Origin of the sequence: uncultured Parabacteroides sp. (assembly GCF_947855115.1) — a bacterium.
GTDB lineage: Bacteria > Bacteroidota > Bacteroidia > Bacteroidales > Tannerellaceae > Parabacteroides.
The window spans coordinates 16,356-41,407 of record NZ_CANTZW010000018.1 but is presented as its reverse complement, the minus strand read 5'-3'; the positions used below and the strand labels follow the sequence as shown (position 1 = coordinate 41,407).

General features: G+C 45.3%; 17 protein-coding genes. 6 read left to right on the top strand and 11 right to left on the bottom strand.

Going from position 1 to position 25,052, the window contains the following annotated elements; genetic code table 11:
• Positions 1 to 31 precede the first annotated feature (31 nt).
• Complete coding sequence (locus Q0110_RS11865) at positions 32 to 1,147, top strand: efflux RND transporter periplasmic adaptor subunit (protein ID WP_297906386.1); 1,116 nt, start codon at positions 32 to 34, stop codon at positions 1,145 to 1,147.
• Positions 1,148 to 1,154: 7 nt separating this feature from the next.
• Positions 1,155 to 4,292, top strand: a complete 3,138-nt coding sequence (locus Q0110_RS11860; protein ID WP_297906384.1) for a multidrug efflux RND transporter permease subunit — start codon at positions 1,155 to 1,157, stop codon at positions 4,290 to 4,292.
• A gap of 84 nt (positions 4,293 to 4,376) precedes the next feature.
• On the opposite strand, the gene Q0110_RS11855 is transcribed toward Q0110_RS11860, so the two are convergent.
• From Q0110_RS11855 to Q0110_RS11830, 6 genes are all read right to left on the bottom strand, one after another.
• On the bottom strand, positions 4,377 to 5,951 hold the full coding sequence (locus Q0110_RS11855) for a sulfatase (RefSeq protein WP_297906382.1): 1,575 nt from the start codon (positions 5,949 to 5,951) through the stop codon (positions 4,377 to 4,379).
• Entirely contained in the window at positions 5,948 to 7,378 is a 1,431-nt protein-coding gene (locus Q0110_RS11850) for a sulfatase (protein ID WP_297906380.1), read from the bottom strand. The genes Q0110_RS11855 and Q0110_RS11850 overlap by 4 nt, the downstream gene beginning before the upstream one ends.
• Before the next feature lie 111 nt (positions 7,379 to 7,489).
• Positions 7,490 to 8,809 carry a sulfatase-like hydrolase/transferase gene (locus tag Q0110_RS11845; RefSeq protein ID WP_297906378.1) on the bottom strand — a complete coding sequence of 440 codons (1,320 nt, stop codon included), beginning with the start codon at positions 8,807 to 8,809 and terminating at the stop codon, positions 7,490 to 7,492.
• Positions 8,810 to 8,836: 27 nt separating this feature from the next.
• Positions 8,837 to 10,348 carry a RagB/SusD family nutrient uptake outer membrane protein gene (locus Q0110_RS11840; RefSeq protein ID WP_297906376.1) on the bottom strand — a complete coding sequence of 504 codons (1,512 nt, stop codon included), beginning with the start codon at positions 10,346 to 10,348 and terminating at the stop codon, positions 8,837 to 8,839.
• Between the two features lie 17 nt (positions 10,349 to 10,365).
• Positions 10,366 to 13,707 carry a TonB-dependent receptor gene (locus tag Q0110_RS11835; RefSeq protein WP_297906374.1) on the bottom strand — a complete coding sequence of 1,114 codons (3,342 nt, stop codon included), beginning with the start codon at positions 13,705 to 13,707 and terminating at the stop codon, positions 10,366 to 10,368.
• Positions 13,708 to 13,883: 176 nt separating this feature from the next.
• Positions 13,884 to 14,852 (bottom strand): FecR domain-containing protein, encoded by a 969-nt coding sequence (locus Q0110_RS11830; protein WP_297906372.1) that lies wholly within the window; start codon positions 14,850 to 14,852, stop codon positions 13,884 to 13,886.
• Positions 14,853 to 15,174: 322 nt separating this feature from the next.
• Here Q0110_RS11830 and Q0110_RS11825 point away from each other — a divergent pair, with 322 nt between their 5' ends.
• Positions 15,175 to 15,789, top strand: a complete 615-nt coding sequence (locus Q0110_RS11825) for an HU family DNA-binding protein (RefSeq protein ID WP_297906370.1) — start codon at positions 15,175 to 15,177, stop codon at positions 15,787 to 15,789.
• Between the two features lie 119 nt (positions 15,790 to 15,908).
• On the opposite strand, the gene Q0110_RS11820 is transcribed toward Q0110_RS11825, so the two are convergent.
• Positions 15,909 to 16,451, bottom strand: coding sequence for an RNA polymerase sigma-70 factor (locus Q0110_RS11820; protein ID WP_297906368.1), 543 nt, complete (start codon positions 16,449 to 16,451; stop codon positions 15,909 to 15,911).
• 109 nt (positions 16,452 to 16,560) lie between these two features.
• Between Q0110_RS11820 and Q0110_RS11815 the strand changes: the two genes are divergently transcribed.
• From Q0110_RS11815 to Q0110_RS11805, 3 genes are all read left to right on the top strand, one after another.
• The gene (locus Q0110_RS11815) at positions 16,561 to 16,725 is read left to right on the top strand and encodes a hypothetical protein (RefSeq protein WP_297906366.1); all 165 of its coding nucleotides are present in this window, start codon (positions 16,561 to 16,563) and stop codon (positions 16,723 to 16,725) included.
• Positions 16,726 to 16,850: 125 nt separating this feature from the next.
• Positions 16,851 to 18,947 carry a DNA topoisomerase 3 gene (locus Q0110_RS11810; protein ID WP_297906364.1) on the top strand — a complete coding sequence of 699 codons (2,097 nt, stop codon included), beginning with the start codon at positions 16,851 to 16,853 and terminating at the stop codon, positions 18,945 to 18,947.
• A 3-nt stretch (positions 18,948 to 18,950) separates the two neighbouring features.
• The gene (locus Q0110_RS11805; RefSeq protein WP_297906362.1) at positions 18,951 to 19,442 is read left to right on the top strand and encodes an NUDIX domain-containing protein; all 492 of its coding nucleotides are present in this window, start codon (positions 18,951 to 18,953) and stop codon (positions 19,440 to 19,442) included.
• 342 nt (positions 19,443 to 19,784) lie between these two features.
• Here the strand turns inward: Q0110_RS11805 and Q0110_RS11800 are convergent, their stop codons facing one another.
• The 4 genes from Q0110_RS11800 to Q0110_RS11785 all read right to left on the bottom strand — a co-directional run bounded on the left by Q0110_RS11800 (position 19,785) and on the right by Q0110_RS11785 (position 25,046).
• Complete coding sequence (locus Q0110_RS11800) at positions 19,785 to 21,167, bottom strand: family 16 glycoside hydrolase (RefSeq protein WP_297906360.1); 1,383 nt, start codon at positions 21,165 to 21,167, stop codon at positions 19,785 to 19,787.
• A 149-nt stretch (positions 21,168 to 21,316) separates the two neighbouring features.
• A complete protein-coding gene (locus Q0110_RS11795) occupies positions 21,317 to 22,972 on the bottom strand; it encodes a DUF6377 domain-containing protein (RefSeq protein WP_297906358.1) in 1,656 nt (551 codons plus the stop codon).
• A 116-nt stretch (positions 22,973 to 23,088) separates the two neighbouring features.
• Positions 23,089 to 24,477, bottom strand: a complete 1,389-nt coding sequence (glmM, locus tag Q0110_RS11790; RefSeq protein WP_297906356.1) for a phosphoglucosamine mutase — start codon at positions 24,475 to 24,477, stop codon at positions 23,089 to 23,091.
• A complete protein-coding gene (locus Q0110_RS11785) occupies positions 24,474 to 25,046 on the bottom strand; it encodes a DUF4827 family protein (RefSeq protein WP_297906354.1) in 573 nt (190 codons plus the stop codon). Before Q0110_RS11785 ends, glmM begins: the two co-directional genes overlap by 4 nt.
• Positions 25,047 to 25,052: the final 6 nt, after the last annotated feature.

Here is a 25,052-nt window from a genome sequence, read left to right as displayed (position 1 = left end):
TTAATATAAATAATCATTAAAGACAAAAGATATGAAGACATTTGTTTACATAGGGATTATCGGAGCCTCCGCCTTATTATTGGCGTCTTGCAAGGGGAAAAGCAAGCCGATGGAAACACCCGTGCCCTCCATAAGCATATCCACGCCGATCGTGAAGGACATCATCTTGACGAAAGAATACCCCGGATACCTTAGTTCACAATTGAAAGTAGACTTAGTAGCCCGTGTCAACGGATACTTGCGTACCTCTTACCTCAAGGCCGGAAGCCGGGTAAAAAAAGGCGATCTTATCTTCGTGATCGAACCGGACACTTATCAAGATAACGTCACCCAAGCCGAGGCTTCCGTAAAGACCTCCAAAGCCCAACTCGAATACGCCCGCAGTAACTATGAGCGTATGAAGGAAGCGGCCAAGAGCGGCGCCGTAAGCCAGATACAAGTGATCCAGGCAGAGGCTACCGTATCGGAGGCAGAGGCCGCCGTGAAGAACGCCGAGGCGGAATTGAATACCGCACGGACCAACTTGAGCTATTGCTATATCCGTGCGCCTTTCGACGGTGCGGTTACCCGGGCCAGCTACGATATAGGCAATTACATCAACGGAGCCGTCCAGCCGGTTACCTTGGCTACTTTATACAAGGACGACCTGATGTTCGCCAATTTCAATATCGAGGATAACCAGTTCATGAAGATGATGCTGGAAGCCGCCCGCAACGATAGCACCGTGAAGCTTCCGTCCGAGATCCTCGTCAGCACTGGCAAGGATGGCAGCAACACGTATACGGGTCGGCTGGATTATCTATCCCCCAATATCGACCTATCGACCGGTACCCTGAACGTACGTGCCAACCTGGATAACCCGAAGAATGTATTGAAGAGCGGCTTATACGTCACCATCACCCTGCCGTACGCCGAGCAGCCGGATGCGGTCCTGGTTCGCGACGCCTCGATCGGTACCGACCAATTAGGGAAGTACCTTTATATCGTGAACGACTCCAATGTCGTACGATACCGCCATATCGAGGTAGGCCAGCTGGTAGACGATACGCTTCGCCAAGTGACCGCCGGTATCGGCCCCCAAGATCCCTATGTCACCTCTGCCCTGCTTAAAGTACGGGATGGCATGACTATCAAACCTATAAAATAAGCAAGCTATGGTAAAGTTCTTTATTAACAGACCGATATTCGCCACCGTACTTGCTCTGATCATCGTCGTGGCGGGTTTGGTCACCCTCAATATATTACCGATCGCCCAGTATCCGGAGATCACGCCGCCTACCGTACAGGTATCTGCCGTTTATCCCGGAGCGGACGCACAAACGGTAGCGCAGACCGTAGGTTTACCGATCGAGCAACAGGTAAACGGCGTGGACGGTATGCTTTACATGAGTTCCAACTCCTCCAGTTCAGGGGCTTACTCCCTTACGATCACCTTCGCCGTGGGAACGGATATCGACATGGCGACCGTCATGGTGCAAAACCGGGTGAGTATCGCCCAGAGCAGCTTGCCGGAACCCGTGATCGTACAAGGTATCACCACCCGCAAGCAATCCTCCAATATCGTGATGATGCTTACCCTAAGTTCCAAGGATTCCATTTACGATGGGTTGTATCTAAGTAATTACGCCACCTTAAATATGATAGACCAGCTAACCCGTCTGCCGGGTGTAGGCTCGGTACAGGTAATGGGAGCCGGAAACTACAGCATGCGTATCTGGCTAGATCCGGAGGCGATGCGTATCCGTAACTTGACACCGGACATGGTTTATCAAGCCATATCCACGCAAAACGCCCAAGTATCCGCCGGTTACGTAGGCCAACCGATTATACGGGCAGATAACCCCTATCAATACACCTTGACCGTAAAAGGACGGTTGACGACACCGGATGAGTTCGGCAATATTGTCCTTAAGACCGGGCAAGGCGGCAAGATCCTGCGATTGAAAGATATCGCCCGCATAGAGTTAGGTAGCTCCTCTTATAACGTGGTCTCTAAATTAAGCGGACAGCCGACGGCGGCGATAGCGATCTACCAATTACCGGGCTCCAACTCCTTGGATGTATCGAAGGTGGTAAAGGCCAAGATGAAAGAATTAGGCAGTTCCTTACCCGAAGGCGTGGAATACAAAGTGACCTTGGATACGACCGAGGTGATCGACGCCTCCATCCATGAGGTGCTTATCACGTTCTTGGAGACAACCTTGCTGGTGGTCTTGGTCATCTTCTTATTCTTGCAGAATTTCCGGGCGGTAGTCATCCCGTTCATTACGATTCCGGTCTCATTGATCGGTACGCTGGCGGTCATGGCGGCTTTAGGGTTCTCCATTAATACGTTAACCCTATTCGGCCTGATCCTGGCGATAGCGGTGGTGGTAGATGACGCCATCGTGGTGGTAGAGAACTCCACCCGGCTCCTTGATACCGGAAAATATACGGCCCGTGAGGCGGTATCGAAGGCCATGGACGAGATCGTGGGGCCTATCGTGGGCGTGGTACTGGTACTATTGGCGGTATTTATCCCGACAACGTTTATCAGCGGTATCTCCGGGCAGCTCTATAAGCAATTCGCCTTGACAATCGCCGCCGCTACCGTATTAAGCGGATTTAACTCACTTACGCTTACGCCCTCGCTTTGCGCCCTTTTCTTGGAGAAGAATACGGAAGAACCGAAATTCTTCCTCTTCAAGGGATTCAATAAGATATACGGAAAGACCCAGAAGATGTACGACTCGATCGTAGAGCGGATGCTGAAACGGCCGGGAACGGCGATGATCGTTTACGGTATCATCACGGCGGTAGCGGTTATCTTGTTTATGCGCTGGCCGGCAACCTTTATACCCGAAGAGGACGACGGCTATTTCCTAGTCGTATCCCAATTACCCCCGGCGGCGAGCTTGAACCGGACGGAGGCGGTCACCAAGCAGATCGACGAGATCCTAAAGAGGTACCCCGAGGTGAAATCATTCGTCAGCGTTAGCGGATTCTCCGTGATGGGTGGAGGAGAGCAATCCAACGCGGCGACCTTCTTCGTGATCCTAAAGAACTGGAACGAGCGCAAAGGCAAGGAACATACGGCAGAGGCCGTGACCAACCGTTTCAACCGGGAGGCATCGGCTATCCAAGAAGCGCAGGTATTCGGTATGGTACCGCCCGCTATCCCGGGACTGGGCGCTTCGGGCGGTTTGCAACTGCAATTGGAGGATCGTAAGAACCTAGGCCCGACGGAGATGCAGCACGCCGTGGAGACATTGCTGGCCAGCTATCGCTCGAAACCGCAATTGCTGAACCTTTCTTGTATGTATCAAGCCAATACGCCGCAGTATTTGCTGAAGATAGACCGGGATAAAGTGCAGATGCTCGGTCTTCAGTTGAATCAAGTATTCTCCACGCTCAGCTATTATATGGGTGCGGCGTACGTGAACGATTTCGTGGAGTTCGGACGTATTTACCAAGTTAAGATCGAGGCGAACGGAGAGGCGCAGAAAGTGATCGACGATGTCCTCCGCTTGAGTCTGGAGAATAGCAATGGAAAGATGGTACCTTTTTCCTCTTTTATCGAGTTAGACGAGCAATTGGGATTAGACCAGATCAACTTATATAATATGTATTCATCGGCGGCTATTACTTGTATCGCCAACCCGAAATATAGCTCCGGGGAGGCGATCCTAGCGATGGAGGAGTTGATACAGGAGCAATTAGGTGATAATTTCGGATATGAATGGACCTCGGTCGCTTATCAAGAGACGAAAGCGGGATCTACAACCATGATTATTTTCGCCATGGCATTGCTAGTCGCATTCTTGGTTCTCTCGGCTCAATACGAAAGCTGGACAAGTCCGTTGGCGGCTATCATGGGTTTGCCTATCGCCCTGTTGGGAGCTATTATCGGCTGTTGGGTGATGGGAGTTCCGGTAAGCGTATATACGCAGATCGGTATTATCTTATTGATTGCCTTGTCTGCCAAGAATGGTATCTTGATCGTAGAGTTCGCCCGGGATTTCCGGAAGGAAGGCAATCCGATACGGGATTCCGCCTTGGAAGCCGGACACGTTCGTTTACGCCCGATCCTGATGACCTCGTTCGCCTTTGTATTGGGTGTCATGCCTTTGCTTTTCGCGACCGGAGCGGGAGCGGCCAGCCGTATATCCCTAGGTGCGGCGGTAGTATTCGGCATGGCTATCAATACGATATTCGCTACGATGTTCATCCCTAACTTCTATGAGTTGATGCAGACTATCCAAGAGAAATGGCTGGATAAAGGAAAGAAGACGGATAATACGCCTAAACAATAGAAAGTTTCCAAACCTCTAATGAGGCAAAAGAAGGTATTCCTTGCGAATACCTTCTTTTTTTCCATGCCCCTATTTATCTCTTTTTCACCAATAATAGGTATCCATAATCTTCTTCATTCTAGGTGTATTCTTATCTTCGTCCTGAACCTCTTTCCGTAGTTTCAACATTTCCTCCTTCATCTGCCGGATAATCTTGGCATATTGAGGATCGCCGTAGGCGTTATGGTTCTCACGCGGATCAGATTGAAGATCGTAAAATTCCCACGCCGGAGTGGTGGTCTTATCCTCCGATCCGGTCATATTCAGACGATCACCATAGAAGAACATCAGTTTATACCGTTCATTACGAATTCCCATATGAGCCGGGCGATTCGAATGCTGAGTCCAGTAGCGATAATACATTTCCTTACGCCAATCCTTGGGAGTATTCCCTTTCAAGTTATCCCGGAAACTATGGCCTTGCGATTCTTCAGGCACCTTCACGCCTGCGTAATCTGCCAATAAAGAAGCGAAATCCACGTTCAAGATTATATCCTTATTACGGGTTCCCGCCGGGATCTCCTTCGGATAACGGATCACGAAGGGCATACGTAAAGACTCCTCATACATCATACGCTTATCAAAGAAACCATGCTCACCCAGAAAATACCCCTGGTCGGATACGTACACCACGATCGTATTATCGGCGATGCCCATATCATCCAACGCCTTCAGCAATCTCCCGATATTATCATCAATCGTAGCCCCGCAACGCAAGTAATCGCGCACCAATTTCTGGTAAGCGGCGCTACGAGCGGCAGATCGGTGCATACCCTTCGTCGTAAAAGGCAATTCCGGATACCGGCACCACCATTTATCGGGATCTTGCGACGCTACGTCCCAACGGCGAGCCAATTCCTCCAAAGGTTGTCCGGAGAAGGAACGTCCATTTGTCTCCGGCCCCCAATCAAATAAATTCTCCGGTTCCGGAAAAACAACGCCGTCATACAAATGCCTCATCCGTTCCGGGAAATCCCAAGGCTCATGAGTAGCCTTGAAATGGCAACACATCATGAACGGACGGTTTTTATCGGCCTCCTTCATCCAGCGGATCGCCTTATCTGTCACGATATCCGTGGAAAAACCACGTACTCGTTCCCCAAAGTTACGCTCACCCGGCCAAGGGTCTGTACAATTTATAAAAGTAGGGTCCCGGTACTCGCCTTGGTCATGAAACACGGAATAAAAATCGAAACCCTGTGGTTGCGTTTTCAGATGCCATTTACCGATCAAGGCTGTCTGATAGCCCCCCTCCTTCATTCGTTTAGCGATATTATCCTGTTCCGGATCGAAAGAATCACTCAATGTATAGACCCCGTTCACATGGCTATAAGCCCCGGTCAAGATCGCCGCACGGCTAGGGGAAGAGATCGAGTTCGTACAGAAACAGTTATCCAACACGCAACCTTCCTTCGCCAAGCGACGGATATTCTCGTTCCGGGCATATTCCCCTAACACTCCACCATAAATACCCCAAGATTGGGATGTATGGTCATCCGAGAGGATAAACAAGATATTAGGGCGATTCTCTGATACCGGCTTATCAGCGGCCAAGAGAAACTGCCCGTTTCCCGAAAGACAACAGGCAGTCAATCCGATACTAATCAATGATTGTTTCATAGGTCGTTACGTTGTTTTCCTTGTACCAAACCCGGATCACGACGCTCCGTACCTTTCATTCGCGTCAAGTCATCCCCCAGCTCATGGCGTTTCTGGTCCGCGATCTTCATTAATTTCGCAGCCACCTCCGGATACTGGGAAATCACGTTATAACGCTCTCCCGGATCACGACGCAAATCGTACATCTCCGGCTTCATGATCTCCAGATTCGTCAATTTACCCGGCTGGCCATCATTTCCCGGCTCATAGGCTCCGTACGTAACGTATTTATGAGGGAATACCAGTTTAAACATTCCATCCGTGACAGCCTCCAAGTCATTCTTATGATAATAATAGACAAAAGACTCACGGGGATTGGCATCTTTTTTACCTTCGATCAGCGGCAAAATACTCACTCCATCAATCTTACGAGGAGGAAGCGGAGCTTCCGCGATCTCGGCAAACGTAGGAAGAAGGTCGATATTTGAGGCCAACTTATTGCAAGTCGTACCCGCCAGCGTCCTACCTTTCCAATACATGATACAAGGCACACGGTTACCGCCATCGAAGGTTGTAGCCTTTGCCTCACGCAATCCTCCAGCAGAACCGGCATGATTTCCATAATTGGTCCAAGGCCCGTTATCGGAAGTCAAGATCACCAATGTATTATCTTCCAAACCCAGTTCACGCAATGTCTTGAATATCTCACCCACACTCCAGTCGATCTCCATCATCACGTCGCCATATAAACCTTGCTCGCTCTTTCCCTTGAACTTATCGGATACAGCCAATGGCACATGGGGCATGTTATGAGCCAGATACAAGAAGAACGGTTTATTCTTATTTTTCTTGATGAAATTAACAGAACGAGTGGTATAGTCCGTCGTCAGCCGTGTTTGGTCTGTATTATAGCCGATAATCTCATTTCCGTCATAAGTCGGCAAATCCGGGAAATTAAATACCTCGCCCTGTTGCGGGTGAAAAGGCCACATATCGTTGGAATACGGTAAACCATAGTATTCATCGAAGCCATTTTGCAGGGGTAGGAACTCCTTCTGGCTACCTAAATGCCATTTACCGAAAATAGCGGTACTATATCCTTTCTGCTTCAATACTTCCGCGATCGTCATTTCTTCCGGATGGATCCCGTAGTTCGAGTCAGGCCCCGGAGCGCCGGAAAAACCGATACGATTCGGATAGCAACCGGTCAACAAGCCGGCACGAGATGCCCCACTAATCGGCTGCCCCGCCAAAAAATGCGTAAAACGAACGCCTTCCGCCGCCATTTTATCGATATTCGGAGTGGTATACCCGTAAGCTCCATTACAAGAAAAATCTCCGTAACCTACATCATCCAAATTAATTAAGACGATATTCGTGTAATCAGCGGCCATACCTGCCATCGAAAAGGCCGAGGCTGCCGTCAGAAACATTAGTTTATTCTTCATGATATTATTTGATATATTGGCTTTTTATTAAACAAATATAAACATACATAATCAGACGTTCTTTCTTTTCACATTTTTTAAAGCAAGAATATACTTACATTCCTAAGATCATCACTTTTTTAAAGAACTCTCAAAAGCGTCTCTCATCGATCGCAACTCTTTTACCTTCTCGGGATATTGATCTTTGAAATCCGTGCGTTCGGTGTTATCTTTTTCCAAATTGGAAAGGAACAACTCATTAAGGACCACTTCTCCTTTCGGGGTCACGTCATGAGGATTCGCTATTAGCTTCCACTCTCCGCAACGGACCGCCCACTGATTCCCAAAGTCAAAATGGAGTACCTTATGGGGAGATGGCTTAGAACCGTCTTTTATAAGTGGAACCAAGCTCTTTCCATCTACATCCATCCCTTCCGTGGAAAGACCGCATAACTCGACCAACGTAGGGAACCAGTCTATATTCATCGCTACCTGATCACGTACCTCTCCTTGAGGCAATTCCTTGGGCCAGCAGATAATAGCCGGGACCCGGATACCTCCCTCAAACAAAGAGAACTTTCCGGCCCGGTAAGGACCGCTATAGCCTCCTCCTCTAAAAGTACGCTCCTCCATGCTATGCCCGTTGTCCGACTGGAAAACCAGAATGGTATTATCGGCCAATCCCTCGGCGGCCAAGAAGGTACGTAACTCTCCTAAATAATCATCGAAGGTAGAGACAAACGCCGCATACATTCTTCTAGGATTAGGCAGGTCCGCATAATAATCCAGCCATTTCTCGCTGGGTTGCAATGGATAATGAGGTATATTTACCGCCCAATAGATAAAGAACGGTTTCTCTTTATCTTCCGTGGCGAACTTCTTGATCTCTTTCAGGTTCTCAGCGGCAAAGAAGTTTCCCGGAGAATAGATCTCCCTCTCATTCTGCCACAAATCGTGCCGGTTCGGGCCTCCCCAATAATAGAAATGGGAATAATTATCCACACATCCTCCCCGTATCCCCCAGAAGTAATCGAAACCCTGTGCGTTCGGCCCCTGTTCTATACGGTCGCCCAAATGCCATTTTCCGATCAAGGCAGTACGGTAACCATTCGATTTCATCCGCTCGGCTATGGTCTCTTTTTCTACCGGCAAGAAATTATTTCCTCCCGCATTCACCGTAAGTCCCGCGCGTTTGGCGAATTGCCCCGTCAATAAAGAAGCTCTCGACACCGAGCTAACCGCCGCCCCATAAAACTGGGTAAAACGAACGCCCTGATTTGCCAAGGCATCCATATTGGGGGTACATAAATCTTTCGCTCCAAAACAATTCACATCCAACGATCCATGATCGTCCGTATAGATCAAGATCACGTTCGGGTGAGCCGACTGAGCCTCAACAATACCAGCGAGCAAAAGCCCGCTGGTAGTTAAAATGGTTTGTTTTATATTCATGATTTATTTTCAAATACAGTGTCCTGTTTAATCCCAGTTCGGATTTTGCTCCAAATTCGGGTTCAAGACAGTCTGGTTATAAGGAATTGGCCATAAATAATCTCGCTCAGGATTGAAAGAGCGTTTCACAACTTCCACTCCCTCATAATTATGCATATAACCATTATTCTCTTTCTCGGCGGTTTTCCAGCGCAAGATATCCGAATAGTAGAGTCCTTCAAAGGTCAACTCGATACGACGTTCACGGCGGATCACCTCACGCATCTGATCTTTCGTCAAACCTTTGGGAACTTCAGGCATATTGATGTCCGGACGTTTACGTAATTGGTTGATAGCGTCATAAACCGACTGATCTGGACCACTCGCCTCATTCTGCGCCTCGGCATACGTCAACAAAACTTCCGCATAACGAATCAAGATAAAGTTGAAAGCAGAACGCTCTACCAAGGGAACCTCAACATCATCCTCATAAGAGGTATATTTCTTTACACCAAACCCTGTGGTTGCCACATCTTCTGATGTAATAGTCTTCCCCAGATAAGGATAACCTATACAAACAATCGATTTCAGCAAACGAGGATCTCTGTTCTCATATGGGTGAGCCGGATCATAAAGAGGAGATTCCTCTATCGTCTTCCCATCAGTACAGAGATACATATCAACCAATTCCTTCAAGGGAGCCGGACGATTCAAACGCCAGATCTGTTGATCGTACTCCGTAGTATATTCGGGCGATTTCGTTTCCACGTTAAAAATCACCTCGCAATTATGTTTATTAGCCTCGCTAAAGAAATGACGATAATCTTCAAATAATTGATAAGTACCCGATTCCATTACCTGTTTAGCCGCTTGAGCAGCCTCTGCCCAGCGAGAGTTATAAAGTAAAACACGGGCTTTCAAGGCTAAGGCAGCTCCTTTCGTAGCACGTCCAAGGTCGGTATCGGCATAAGTCTCTGGTAACACCGCTATCGCGTCATCCAAATCCTTGATAATTTGTGTCACACATTCTTCTTTCGTGTTACGAGGCAAGGATGCCTGTTCATCCGCATTCGGGGCATCCGTAATCAAAGGAACACCACCAAACTTATCGACCATATTCAAATAGAAAAAAGCACGTAAGAATTTAGCCTCTCCTATCATCTCATTTTTGCCTTTTTCATCCATGTCCACCGTAGATATGTTTTCGATAAACGTATTCGTACGCCCGATCCCAGTATAACAGTTCTTCCATAACGAAGCGATCAAGTCTGTCGTGGATAAATGCTCACCCTTACCTATCGCTTGTGTACCGTTGGCCTCATTATAAGGCATCGCATTGGCTGTCAACATGTCAAACTCCATCGTATGCAATGAACGCCAAGGCATCAACGCATTATAACATCCCATAATACCTGCGTTCGCATGTTCTTCCGTCTTCCAAAACGTATCTGTAGAATATTTATCCGAAGGATCTACGTCCAGCCAACTATCGCATGCGCTCAATCCCATACATGCAACAGCGATACATATCATATATTTCTTATACAATTTACGTCCCATATAGTCTTTTCCTTTATTTAAAATGTAACATTAACACCTGCTGTATACGTCCGAACCGATGGGTAAGTATACCAATTACTACCCTTCAAATCTTTCTCCGGATCAAAATCTTTCATCGGAGAGAAGGTGAATAAATTCTGCGCATTAACAAAAACCTTTAACCGCTTAACTATCCCATTCTTCAAGAAAGATGTCGGCACGTTATAAGAAAGTTGTAAGTTTTTCAGGCGTAAATAAGAGGCATTTCTCAACCAGAAATCATTTGTACGGAAATTCTCATTCAAGCATCCTTCGTATGTAGTCAAAATAGGCAATGTGGCACTAGTACCCCGCTCAGGAGTCCAAGCATCCGTCAACCACTGTTCCGGCAAACCGCAGCCAAACCACAAAGGTGTAGCCCCGATACGGTCTCCGTATGTATAAACGTCTGTAACTCCTTGGAAAAACGCAGAAAGATCGAATCCTTTATACCCCAAATTGATATTGAAACCATAAGTTACCTTCGGGATTACGCTACCACATATCTTACGGTCATCTTCCGTGATCTTTCCATCTCCGTTCACATCCTCAAATTTCAGATAACCGGGTTTAGTCGCCGCTGTCTGATACGGGCTGTTAGCGATCTCTTCCTCTGATTGGAAAATACCGATACAATGAAGCATATAATAAGAGTCTATCTCTTCTCCCTCTTTCAAGATAAACATACCATCGATAGTCGTATCTCCATTTAGATTCGTGATCTTATTATTAATCAATGTCATATTACCATTTATCTCATAACGGAAATCTCCTATATGATTCCTGTAAGCAAGGTTTAACTCCAATCCTTTATTGCTGACCTCACCAATATTACGGATAGGCCCCTCCAAACTACCTACTTGATCCGGCAAAGTAACGGTTCTCAAAATATCAGAAGTCCGCTTGTCAAAATACTCCAATGAAAAATCAATATTACCATTAAATAAAGAAGCGTCTATACCAATATTTGTCATCGTAGTTGTTTCCCAAGTTATATTCGGATCATTATAAGCGGTAACAGCAGCTCCTGATTGGATCGTTCCATTTAGAGGATAGGTTGTCGATAAATCCATTAAATCAACATAACGGAACAAGTCGATACGCTCATTTCCCAATTGTCCCCATGAGGCACGTAACTTCAGGTTGTAAATCCAAGGGATATCTTTCATAAACTCTTCCTCGCTCAAACGCCAACCGGCAGAGAAAGAAGGGAATATTCCCCATCTATTTCCTTTGGCGAAACGAGAGGAACCATCATAGCGGAAATTACCCTCAAACAAATAACGGTCTTTAAACCCGTAATTCACACGACCAAAGTATGACATCAAGACCGATCTGGTAGAAGTACCTTCCACAACAGCGTTCGCGGATCCCGCATCCAACTCATGTAACTCATTTCCGAGGAAACCCTCTACTTTACCGGAAAACTCTGTCTGATCATCACTCTCGAAACTATAACCAGCCAATACTTTCACATCGTGAGTGTCATTAAACTTCTTTCCCCACGATAACGTGTTGAATACCGTAACCGCTAAATTATTTTTATCCTTTTTATAGGCATTTCTCGTATTCTGACCATCAAAGACAATTTTTGTCTCCGCATCTGTCTTTAATTGATATTCATACACTTCCGGAGCAAACCGAGATTGTAAATAATCATACTTGTTTAAACCGACATTCAGGTTATATACGATATCAAACGGTAACTTATATTCCGCTGAAAGATTCGCCAGCATTCGTAAGGATTTATGCTGGTTTTCTCCCTCATCTGCCAAAGCCAACGGATGACGATAGATATTGTGTCCGGGAGTACGAACGAACGTATCCGCATAACGGCCATCTGCCGTATAAGTCGGATGGAAAGCTTGTGCTTTATAAGTCATCTCTACTAAATTAGAGACACCTGTAACCGGAGCGTTATGGACTTGATAATGCGCATTAATATTTGCTCCGATCTTTAAACGGCTATTCAGTTGAGCCGAAGTATTCACCGCTAAGGTGTATTTATTCGCATCGGTACCACGTAACACTCCATTCTGGTCTCCATAACCCAAAGACACCGAATACGTATACTTATCATCACCTCCGGAGAAACGCATATTGTGCTCCATGATGAAAGCATTGTTATACATGATATCTAACCAGTTATTACAAGGATATGTAATCGGGTCCGTCAGCATTCCTTGTTTATATTCCTCAATCAATTCATCTGAATAATCCACCGTCAATTTTCCTTCATTCCGTTGCGCCTGGTTCCTCGCCTCCATGAATACGATCGGGTCATAAACGAAATTAGGCAGATAAGTGGCTTGCTGGACACCGAAATAGTTATTATAGTCAACCGTGAATTTTCCTTTTTTTCCTGATTTTGTCTTCACCAAAATAACACCATTTGCCGCACGGGAACCATAAATAGCTGCGGAAGCCGCATCTTTCAATACAGAAATACTTTCAATATCATTCGGATTAACCGCTTCCAACGGGAACTCAATTCCATCCACCAAGATCAGTGGATCATTATCATTCAACGTTCCCTGACCACGGATACGAATCGTAGCCCCATCCGCTCCCGGCTGAGCACCAGCCTGATTCACATAAACACCAAGGGTACCTTGTAATGCCTGAGTAGAATTGGTGATCGGGCGATTCTCTAACGTCTCGGCATCCAAAGAGGAAATAGCTCCCGTCAAATTCACCTTTTTTTGCGTTCCGTAACCCACCACTACGACCTCATCCAGTTTCTGGGTATCTTCGGACAAACTAACCATTACATTCGAAGAGTTACCAACCTCAACCATACGGTCTGTAAAACCAATATAAGAAACTATCAAGATCGCATTGTCTGGCACTTCTAAGCTGAAGTTTCCATCGATATCCGTAATCGTCCCATTTGTAGTTCCTTTGACAACAACATTCGCTCCGATAATAGGTTCTCCAAGCGCATCTTTAACTTGCCCGGTAATCTTTCGCGGCGAAGATTGGAATAAAGCGCCCGGATGCGAGGTATTTGGAACATTTTTTGACTTAATTATAATCTGCCGATCTACGATCTCATAATGATATCCCGTATTTTTCAGGGCTTGCTCTAAGACTTCCTCTAACGAAGCATTATCTACTTTTACACTCGTTTTCCTATTTACATTTACTTGATTATCATTCAGGAAGAACGTGTACTCACTATTATTCTCTATTTCTTTCAGCACTTCCGATATACTGCAATCCTGTTTATTCATGGAAAGCTTATTTTGCGCATAGGAAGATGCGGATACAGTACATGCGAAAGCCAAGGATAACAATGTACTTATCTTCATGACCCGGTTTACTTTTCTGATTTTTTTCATAACTTTGTAATGTTTTTGATGAATAAATTAGCAGGTGTGTCGGCCTCTCAACTCCTAACGCCTGCCGTCAAGAACATCCGATCAGGAGGAGAAACCTTGTTTTTCCTCCTGTTTCTTTATTAGATTCAAGAACTGTTAACAAACATATTTTTTTAAATTTAAGGTTAAACACTCATTTATCTCCCTTTTATATATAGTTCATATTCACTGTCTTTCTCTCTGTATTTAATGGGTGACGTATTGCTTAACATAAACAGGATTCGTTCCAGGGACTCATCCCGTACCTTAAATGTAAACCGGTATTTTTCCGCTATCTCTTTCGGGCATTTTATCTTCCGTCCGTACCAAGGCTCCAGGCGAGTAAGGATCATGCTCAAGCGTTCGTTCTCAAAACTAAGTACACCGTTACGCCAACCTGAGTAAATCTCGGCGTTGACCTTCTTTACCTTCACGGTATTCGCCTGTTTGTCGTAAACCAACATCTCGTTTGGATTCAATATCACCTCACGTCTGTTCTTTATATTAGGATCTCCCAAACCGATCTTCACTTTACCGTTCAACAAGATCGTCTCCAATTTATTCTCAGATTCATGATTAAAAACCTCGAACGCCGTACCTAAGGCCGTTACATCCATGTTTTTGGTATGTACCGTAAACGGCTTATCTCGGTCTTTCGCCACGTCAAAGAAAGCTTGTCCTTTTAAATCCACATCACGTGTCTCACCATTAAAACTCTTCGGATAAGTTAATTGGCTATTGGGGCCCATTCTCACCATCGTACCATCCGATAAGGAAACCGACTCTATACAACGGACACCGGAGGCCATTACATATATGTATTGATCTTCCTTTGTATTGGCCCAATATACCCAACTTCCCACACCCAAAAGAAGCAAGACGGAAGCGGCGATCGCCATAATCTTATAGACATATAGCTTACGAACGTTGTTTTGCGCTATCGTCCGAGCTATAATTCGTCCCCAGATACGATCTCCTACCATGGGATTCATATCTTCCGCAACCTCATCCCATTGTGAACGCATACGCTCTTCCACCCTAGGGTCGCATAGTAAACGTTGCCGATCTTTCTCATCCAGAGAATCCCGCATCAATTTCTTCAACATCGTTCTCGTATCTTCGCTCATGTTTATTATTCTTATTCTATTTATAAATACACGCCATATTTTCCTTCCCCCTATTGGATGATAAAAAAAATTTCACTTAAGTATGCAAGAAATACAATGGTTCTTTCTTGCTTTCCACCTTTATATTCCCGTCCTTTGTATCTAATGAAATTAGTTGCTGACGGGGTCGGCAGGATTTCCGACCTCGTCAGCAATACTGCCGACAGCGTCAGTTATATTGCCGAGGGTGTCGGCAACCGATTTCATTGAAGAGAAACACCCAAAAGATAAACGTTAAATCACAGAGACATTATAATATTATCCATTAAACAACTAGAAAATTATGGGAAAACCGAGAAGTGGCATCCAAGTCAGTATCTATAATACACCGGGCAATAAACAAAACGGACCAATATCCTGCGCACGAGTCATCACCAGAGATACCAAACGCATGAACGATATATGTGAGTATATCTCCGAGTGCTCATCTGTCACCTCCGCAGATATAAAAGGTGTATTAGAGGCACTTACCTCCTATATCGGCAGGGAATTATCTTATGGATACAGCGTGGAACTAGAAGGGTTGGGGCATTTCTCGCCTTCGGTAAAAAGCAAAGAAGTAGTAGACCAGAAAGGAAACACTAAATCAAGTGCCAATATACACGGTGTTAACTTCCGCTGCTCTCCCCGGCTGAAGGAGATGGTGAAAAAGAACGCTCCCATCTTGGTTAAGCGGGAAAATCTTCCCAAGACAGGAATCGAGGGAAGAAGGGTTAAGATGTTATCCTACCTGGAAAAAAACTCATATATAAACCTCACCGATTATGCCGGTTTGAACAATTGTACCCGCTATCGTGCGGGTGAGGATATCAAGCAATTTATCAAGGATAACGTAGTAGCCAGCGTAGGATATCGAACACACCGTATCTATGTATTACCGGAAAAAGAAGACGGGTAAAACTAGAACTTAAGACGAAAAACAACTATAATTATTTATTGGTGAGGAAAGACTATCTTTGCCGTACTACCGATAGAGGGATAGCACTTCCGAACCCCCAATTATAACCTAGGAAGACATTAGATAAACCAGATAAGCAACATAATATTTTTTTTCAGGAACTTCAAGGCTTCGCTAATCTGGTTCTCCACGGTCTTCTCTGAAATATTGAGTTGCAAGGCTATCTCTTTATAACTTTTATGTTCTTTCCGGCTTAAATTAAAGATAATCCGTCGTTTTTCCGGCAGTTCTTCTATCAAGCGATCGATATACTCTCCCAAATTATAGGCGGCGATTTCTTCCTCCAAGTCGTAGGAGGTCTCCATAGCGGACAAGACCGTCATTTTATAAAAATCCTCGTTCACGTTCTTCCGATGTTGGTTAAAGATCAAATTTCGGGTGATAATAAACAGAAGGCCTTTAAAATTATCATCCTCCCGGATGAATTCCCTTGACTCCCAGACCTTGATAAACACCTCTTGCACTACGTCCTCGGCAACCTCCCGATCATTCAAATAAAGCCCGCAGAAATGATAAACTTTTGTCCAATATTGCTTATACAACACCGAAAAAGCCTCCCTATCTCCTTCCTTCAACGACTTTATAATTTGTTCCTCTTTCATTTAGTATCGCATATCGTTTCGCGAAGATAATAAAATCGCATACTAATAAAAGTTAATGACATCCCAGTTATTCATGACTTATTTGTATTATTAATATATATAAGAAATAATGGGAGAAGAAAACAAACATATAAGCGATTTATTAACCCGATACGTAAATGGACTCTATACACGAAATGACCTAGAGACTTTGCGGCAACTAGCCTCATCCGCAACAAAACGAGCCGAATTAGAAAGCGAGATGGACCGGGTCTGGAATGAGGTGCAAGACTAATTGGATAAGACACGCAAAAGAGAAAAAGAATATCTGATTGATCACCTAGGAGACCGTACGTATACATCTTTGCTCATTCGGAAATAATCATGTATTTTTGTCTGTTCATTTAAGAAGATCTATTGATGAAAGTTTGTATCGCCGAAAAGCCGAGTGTGGCCCGGGAAATCGCGGAAGTATTAGGGGCAACCCAACGAATGAATGGGTATATCGAAGGAAACGGATACCAGGTAACTTGGACATTCGGGCATTTGTGTACCCTGAAAGAACCGCATGAATACGCGGAGAACTGGAAACGCTGGAGTCTGGGGTCATTACCTATGATCCCACCCCGGTTCGGTATCAAACTGATCGAGAATCCTACGTATGAGCAACAATTCAAGGTAATCGAGGGCCTGATGCAGAATGCCGAGATGGTCATTAACTGCGGTGATGCCGGCCAAGAGGGGGAGCTGATCCAACGCTGGGTCATGCAAAAGGCGGGCTGTAAATGCCCCGTCTACCGCCTTTGGATCTCCTCGCTTACGGAAGAGGCGATCCGGGAAGGTTTCCAAAAACTAAAAGAGCAGACGGAATTCAATAAGTTGTATGAGGCCGGGCTATCCCGTGCCATCGGCGACTGGTTGCTGGGGATGAACGCCACCCGCCTTTATACCTTGCGTTACGGACAGAATCGGCAGGTATTATCTATCGGCCGTGTGCAAACCCCGACGCTCGCCTTGATCGTAAATCGGCAGGCCGAGATCGATAATTTCAAGCCGGAACCCTATTGGGAATTAAAGACCATTTACAGGAATACGACTTTCTCTGCCACGAAAGGTAAGTTCACGAAGAAAGAGGAAGGCGAGGCTTTTCTGGAGAAGGTAAAGGAACAGGATTTCACCGTTACCAGTATCACCGAGAAGAAAGGGAAGGAATTCGCACCTCGCCTATTCGACTTGACCTCGTTGCAGGTGGAATGTAATAAGAAATTCGCGTTTACGGCAGACGATACGCTAAAGTTGATCCAATCGCTCTATGAGAAGAAGGTGACAACCTACCCACGTGTGGACACGACTTTCCTTAGTGATGATATCTATCCGAAAGTACCCAATACCTTGAAAGGGCTGGTAGATTATACGGAACTTACCGCTCCTTTGATGAATCAGAAATTGCCGAAGAGCAAGAAGGTGTTCGACAACTCGAAGGTTACCGATCACCATGCGATCATCCCTACCGGAGTCCCCGCCCGCAATCTTACGGATACGGAACGGAAGGTGTACGACTTGGTAGCCCGTCGTTTTATCGCTGCTTTCTATCCGGATTGCGAGATATCGACCACTACGGTCTTGGGTCAAGTGGATAAGGTGGAATTCAAGGTGACCGGAAAGCAAATCCTCAAACCGGGTTGGCGTGTCGTATTCGGAGCCGAGCAGAAAGATCCGGAGGCTGAGCCTACCGAGGAAGAAGGCGTATTGCCCGATTTCGTGAAAGGAGAAAGTGGCCCGCATAAACCGATCTTGAAAGAGACTTGGACCCAGCCCCCCAAACCCTATACAGAAGCTACTTTATTGCGGGCGATGGAAACCGCCGGTAAATTGGTGGATAATGACGAGCTGCGGGATGCCTTGAAAGAGAATGGTATCGGCCGCCCTTCTACCCGTGCGGCGATCATCGAGACCTTGTTCAAGCGTAATTATATACGGAAGGAGCGTAAGAATCTTTATCCCACCGCTACCGGCGTGGAATTGATCGGTACGATCCATGAGGAATTGCTGAAAAGCGCGGAGTTGACGGGTCTTTGGGAGAAGAAGCTTCGCCAGATCGAGCGGGGAACGTATGAGGCTCGTACTTTCCTGGACGAGTTGAAACAGATGGTAAACGAGGTCGTCATAAACGTCCTTTCCGACCAAACCCGGCGAACGATCACGATCGAGGATACGTCTAAAGCAGCTAAAGAAGAAGTTTCCAAAGACAAACCCAAGGAGAAAAAGGAAAAGAAACCTCGTAAGCCTCGTGCCAAGAAAGAGAAAACGGAGGCTACTCCTGAATTGGAGCTTCCATCAACGGATAAGCCCGTTTGCCCCATCTGTCACAAAGGCTCTATCCTCCGGGGCAAAACCGCTTATGGCTGCTCCGAATACAAAAACGGATGTACATTCCGCTTGGATTACGCTACGTATGGAAATAATTTAACGGATGAGGAGTTAGGTACGGTTATCAGTAAATTAAAGTCTATTTAAAATATGAGAACAGAATGGTTTCCTTTGGTAAACGAGGAAGGTGAGACGATCGGAAAGGTTACTCGCAAGGAATGTCATAGCGGAAGTAAGTTGCTACATCCCGTAATCCATTTACATATCTTTAATAAGGATGGAGATCTATATCTCCAAAAACGTTCCATGACCAAGGATATACAACCGGGTAAATGGGACACGGCCGTAGGTGGGCATATTGATTATGGGGAAAGCGTGGAAGAGGCCTTACGCCGTGAGGTTCGTGAAGAATTGGGTATTACTAATTTCACGCCTATCTTCATCAAACGTTATATATTCGAGTCTTCCATAGAGAAGGAATTGGTAAACACCTTCCGGACCACTTACGATGGCCCCATCATCCCTGATCCCGAGGAACTGGACGGAGGACGTTTCTGGCCGATCGAGGAGATCAAGGAGAATCTGGGGAAAGGCGTATTCACCCCGAATTTCGAGAAGGAATTTACCGCTATTTTCCTATAAGATAAAAACCGCTACACTTCGGCTAGAATAGTTATTCAAGAGCCTGTTTATCCTTCGTAAGATACCATTACGTTCTACAAACCACGGCGTGAACTGTACAGACCACAGCATGTTTTGTATAATTCACGTCGTGGTCTGTGCAGTTCACGTCATGGTTTATAGAATGTAACTATATATGATTTTCTTTATATATTTAAATAAAATGTTTTGTCCTATAGCAATCGACCTATTATAACTGTAGCCCCATATGTATCTTACCTTGAAACCTAACAATCTTTGCCTAAAGCACTAATACCTCTACCTTAAATCTAATGTTTGTTCAGACCTTAAAACTAATTTTACTTATATATTAATGTGTGGTTTATACATATCTTGCGCCGTCAAACCGCATTCCTTTTTCATACGGATGCAATAATCGAGCGTTCCTACCTCCGGAGTGATATTGTTGGAACCGAACGTGAACTTTACACCTGCGGCTTTCGCTTTCTGAATGATCGCTTTATTCGGAATCTGATAAAGCTCGTTTATCTCCAAAGCCTTTCCACTTTTTGCCAAGGCATTCACGAAACGGTCGATACGCTCCTCTGTCCAAAACATATCATATCGGTCACTCATCGCATCGGGAAGGAAACAGGAATTTACGTACATATCGACCGGCTCTTCCAAGACAGAACAGATACGGTCCAACATCATATCCATATATTCTTGCTCATCGTCTATAATCACTTCCTTGTTTACCCACAGGTGCGTACGCCGCCCCTTATGATCCATAAACGTCATGGCATCGGTAAACACATAGTCAAAGCTGTTGCGGGCCGCCTCCGAAAAGGTTGTTACCCACTCACGCCCTTCCGCTTGCATAGCCAAGATAAAAGGTTGGGTACGCATGGTATCCAGATAATTATACAATTCCGTATCGTTCGTGATCGAGAAGCCGATGCCACAATTGATAGCCAAGCCATAATTAACCCCCGTCTGGCGTGACTGCCGTGCGGCTACTTCTTTCGTCAATCCACCTTTTAAATGAACATGATAATCAAGCACGGGGAAGTCCTCTTGGTGCAGACGAATGATCTCGTCCGTCTGCTCATCCACGGCATTCGCCCATTGAGCGGGAATGTCTATTCCTTTCGAGCTGAACGCCTCTAAAGAGATATTCTTAAACTGAATATTTCCACGTCCCGTACCCACCAGCGAGATAGTACCTTGGGATAACAATGCTTTAGCGTTCTCCTTCAAGCGGAAAGGTTTGGAAGGCTCTATATATTCTACGACAGTCTCACCATTAATCCGCACCCGGACAAGCCGTCCTTCTACCCGGATATTCATCTTAAACCATTCGTTCTCTTTCACGAAACTTTTCGTCAGGTTCCGGACCGACATCAAGCTACCGGTCATCCGCCACCAAACCGGATCTTCCCGATCGTTGTTCAAGGCGATACGGTATCCTTTACTATCCGTAGCATCCGTATGGATCCCGATATAACCTTTGCCACCGGTCGTAGTACGTACATCCATATCTAACTCGAAGTTGGTATAACCCTTGCCATCGTTCAATAAAGCACGGGCGTTGGAACCGGCCAACGTAAGAATATCATTTTGTATGACCACGACACCGGATGTCTTCCATGCGTTGTGATCGATCGTATCGGATACGTTCTCTTTCGTAAATCCCGTGAACACCAAACAGGCGATCACGGCGGCAATCATTAATTTCATCTTCATGGCATCTCATTTTTAAAGTTATGCCACAAATGTATCCGGGAATAAGAAGCAAAAAGAAGAGTGATATAAAAATGTAGACAGCATTATCCGCTATCCTATTAATTACAAATCAGTTAATAAAGATCACTATCCTAAAAAATGTAGATTGATTATAACGGATTCCGATTAATCCCGATCCTCATCACCCAACTTTCAAACTCATCACGAGGCACCAACGCTTTATTACGGATCTTGGTCCGGTAGTTATAGATCGTACTCAACGAGCAACGCAGAAAAGCGGCTATCCTTACGCTATCCGTAACGCCTAATCGCATCAAGGCGAATATACGAAGTTCCTTATTTAGCAGATCCTCCGATTTCAAGACAATACGTTCCTCGGGTTGCAACAAAGCGTTGAAGTCCTTGACAAACGTAGGATATAATCCAAGAAAGATTCGATCGAAGTTAACATACAGAGCTTCCACCTCATTCTCCACCATACGGGTCGAACGGAGCATCTTGAATAATTCGTCCAGCTGTTTATTCATCGCCTTCTTCTGTAGCGATTTCTGGTAATCTTCCAGCTTATTAATATAGGTGGAGCAGAGATCGAGGAAATGAGCGATGTATTCCTCCTTGATATGGTTCGACTCCGATAGCTGTATATTTCGCTCTTGCAATAAATTATTCGCCTCGCTCATCTCTCCATTCAACTTTACCAAACGGGCATTGGTATTAACCAGCTCCTCTCGTATCGCTGAGATCTTCCGCATCTGCCTATACACATAGGCAAGAGAAAGGATCAAAAAGAGCGTCAACAGGCTGATCAACAAGAAATAAGTCATCAGTTGCCTTTTACCCTGAGCTTCCTGTGCCTGATAGGAAGCATTAATGATAGGATAGAATTTAGAGATCTCATTCATGCGGAACTGTATATTGCAAGTAACGGCACCTTCTATGGCTAGCTGCGCATACTTAAGGGCATTAGACAAATCACCGTTCTTATAATAACTCAACGCCAGCTTTTGGATAGACCCACTATCCAAGAAGGCCCTCTTGATATCGGCGATAACCGACAAGGTATAATAGTCTCGGGCGAGATCGGTACGCCCATCCATATCATAAACATCTCCCAGCAGATAAGTGATCATCGCGAAATTCGGGTTATAGCGTTCCTCTTTCTCCAACAAAGGGATGAGCACCTTCTCCGCAGGCCTCGCCTGTCCGTGAGCCAGATATTTTTGCGCCAGATTTATCTTATACCGATAAGAGGCCGTATCTAAGACAGACAATAACGAATCCTTGTATAAATCAAGTTGTTCCCTATATTTAAAAGAATCCAAGTTCGTACTGTAATAAGAGAAAAACGAATAATAAGCCTCATAAAAATCCTGTTTCTGCTCTTTAGACAGCAACTCACGGTCTATGCTTCGCAACAAACTTTCCGACTCCCGATACATTCCGGAAAAAGCATAAAGCGTAGCCAGTCGTAAGCGGGAAGTATAGATGCGTGCCGTATCCTTCATAAGTGACGCTATCTCCATATTCCGCTTTATGTAATAAATGGCCGAGTCTTGTTGAATTTTCTTGAACTCCTCGTATAATTGGTGGTTGATCTCATATTCCTGCCACAACGAGATCTTGCTCAAGAAAAACATATCCTTTAGCTGCGTGATCCGTTGCTCCCGTTGCAGAAGATAAAAAGATCTATTCAAGACAGCTTCATCCAGCTCCTTGGCCAGCGTGTCTCCTCTCAGCCCTCCCCATGCGAAGGCTTGAACCATCCCGACAATTAGAAATAAGATTACCTTTATTAGTTTATTCATTACACGAACTGAGAATTATCCAAAAGAAAAGGGTTCAGTCAAATCAACAGAGCATAAATAGCTTACCTCGGCTGAAGACTGAACCCAATATTTTAAAACACCCCGTGGAAAGGGTATTATTTACACATCTCGTTGATGATCTGTATCAACTGGCCGCCTAATTCCTCGGCTTCCTCCATCGTATGGGCCTCAGAGTAGATACGGATGATCGGTTCCGTGTTGCTCTTACGCAAATGAACCCATTTATCCGGGAAATCGATCTTCACGCCGTCGATATCCGTAATATCGTATTGAGAGAACTTCTCTTTTACTTTCGCTAAGATAGCATCTACGTCGATCTCCGGCGTCAACTGAACTTTTTGCTTGGAGATGAAATACGGAGGATAAGAAGCCTTCAACTCGCTCGTCTTCATCTTCTTCTTTGCCAGATGAGTCAGGAACAAGGCGATACCTACCAAAGCGTCGCGTCCGTAATGGCTGGCCGGATAGATCACTCCCCCGTTGCCTTCACCACCGATCACGGCATTCGTAGCCTTCATCTTAGTAACCACGTTCACCTCGCCTACGGCGGCGGCATTATATTCGCAGCCATGAGCACGGGTAACGTCACGAAGCGCACGGCTCGAGCTTAAGTTACTTACCGTATTACCCGGTGTATGGCTTAATACGTAATCACTGACAGCGACCAAGGTATATTCCTCGTTGAACATCTCGCCATTCTCGCAGATAATCGCCAAACGATCCACGTCCGGATCTACCACGAAACCGACATCCGCCTTCGCATGTCCCATCAACTCGGATATCTCCGTCAAGTTTTCCGGAATAGGCTCCGGATTATGAGAGAAGTTTCCATGAGGGGCGCAATGCAGCTTGAAGATTTCCTTCACGCCCAACGCATATAATAAATCCGGGATCACGATACCGCCTACGGAATTCACGCAATCGATAGCTACACGGAACTCAGCAGCTTTAATAGCCTCCACGTCCACGAGCTCCAAGTTCAAGACACTCTCAATATGTTTTTGTTTATAAGTCGTATTCGGGATTACCTTGCCTAGATGATCTACATCAGCGAACTCAAAGTCCTCGGCGGCAGCGATACGTAATACCTCAGCCCCCTCAGCGGCATCCAAGAACTCTCCTTTCTCATTCAAAAGCTTCAAGGCATTCCATTGCTTCGGGTTATGGCTGGCGGTAAGGATAATACCTCCACAAGCTCCTTCCATAGCGACAGCCAGTTCGGTTGTTGGAGTCGTGGTCAGATCGATATCTACCACATCAAAACCCATACCGGTAAGCGTTCCCAGAACAACTTGTTTTACCATCGGACCGGAGATACGGGCATCACGTCCTACAACGATCTTATTGGTCGCCACCTTTGCGTTTTTCCGAATGAATGTAGCATAAGCGGCCACAAACTTAACAATAGCTAACGGATTCAATCCGTCTTCCGGGCTACCGCCTATCGTACCGCGAATACCGGAAATAGATTTAATTAGTGTCATAAGTTTTCTTCAAATATATATTCTAGAATTTCGTAATATGCAGGCTCCCCGTTTGATTGGTCATTATAAGTACCTCGCTTAAACGGAACTATCAGTTTTACTTTCGCCCGATCTCCAACATATTCTAAAGGAGCTTGCAATCCCTCGCTTATAAGATACGGATTCGCTTGGCTGGCATAATCACCATAGGTAAACTCCCAAGGATTGGTTCCATTGCTATGAGGACCATAATTCTGAATATAATAAGGAGTACTATTTATATAAGCGGAATCCATTGGATAAGAAACTATACATCTGTATAGAATCTTTGCGTTATATTGAGCCCTTTGACTTGTTCCCTTCTCTATAATATTCAAATAGGTACCATTCTCCAACTCAACAAACTGGTTTTCCTTAAAGACACTGTCTTCCGGAAAATCTTTTAAAATCTCAAAACCATTCTCATCAATCAAACGCTCGATTGCCTTTTTCTCATCTTTCAACATATCCGTGTACGACTTTGTCTTGCTACAAGAGATAGCAATTAACGCAGCACACAGAATCAACAGGATATTAAAACTTTTCTTCATTTGTTA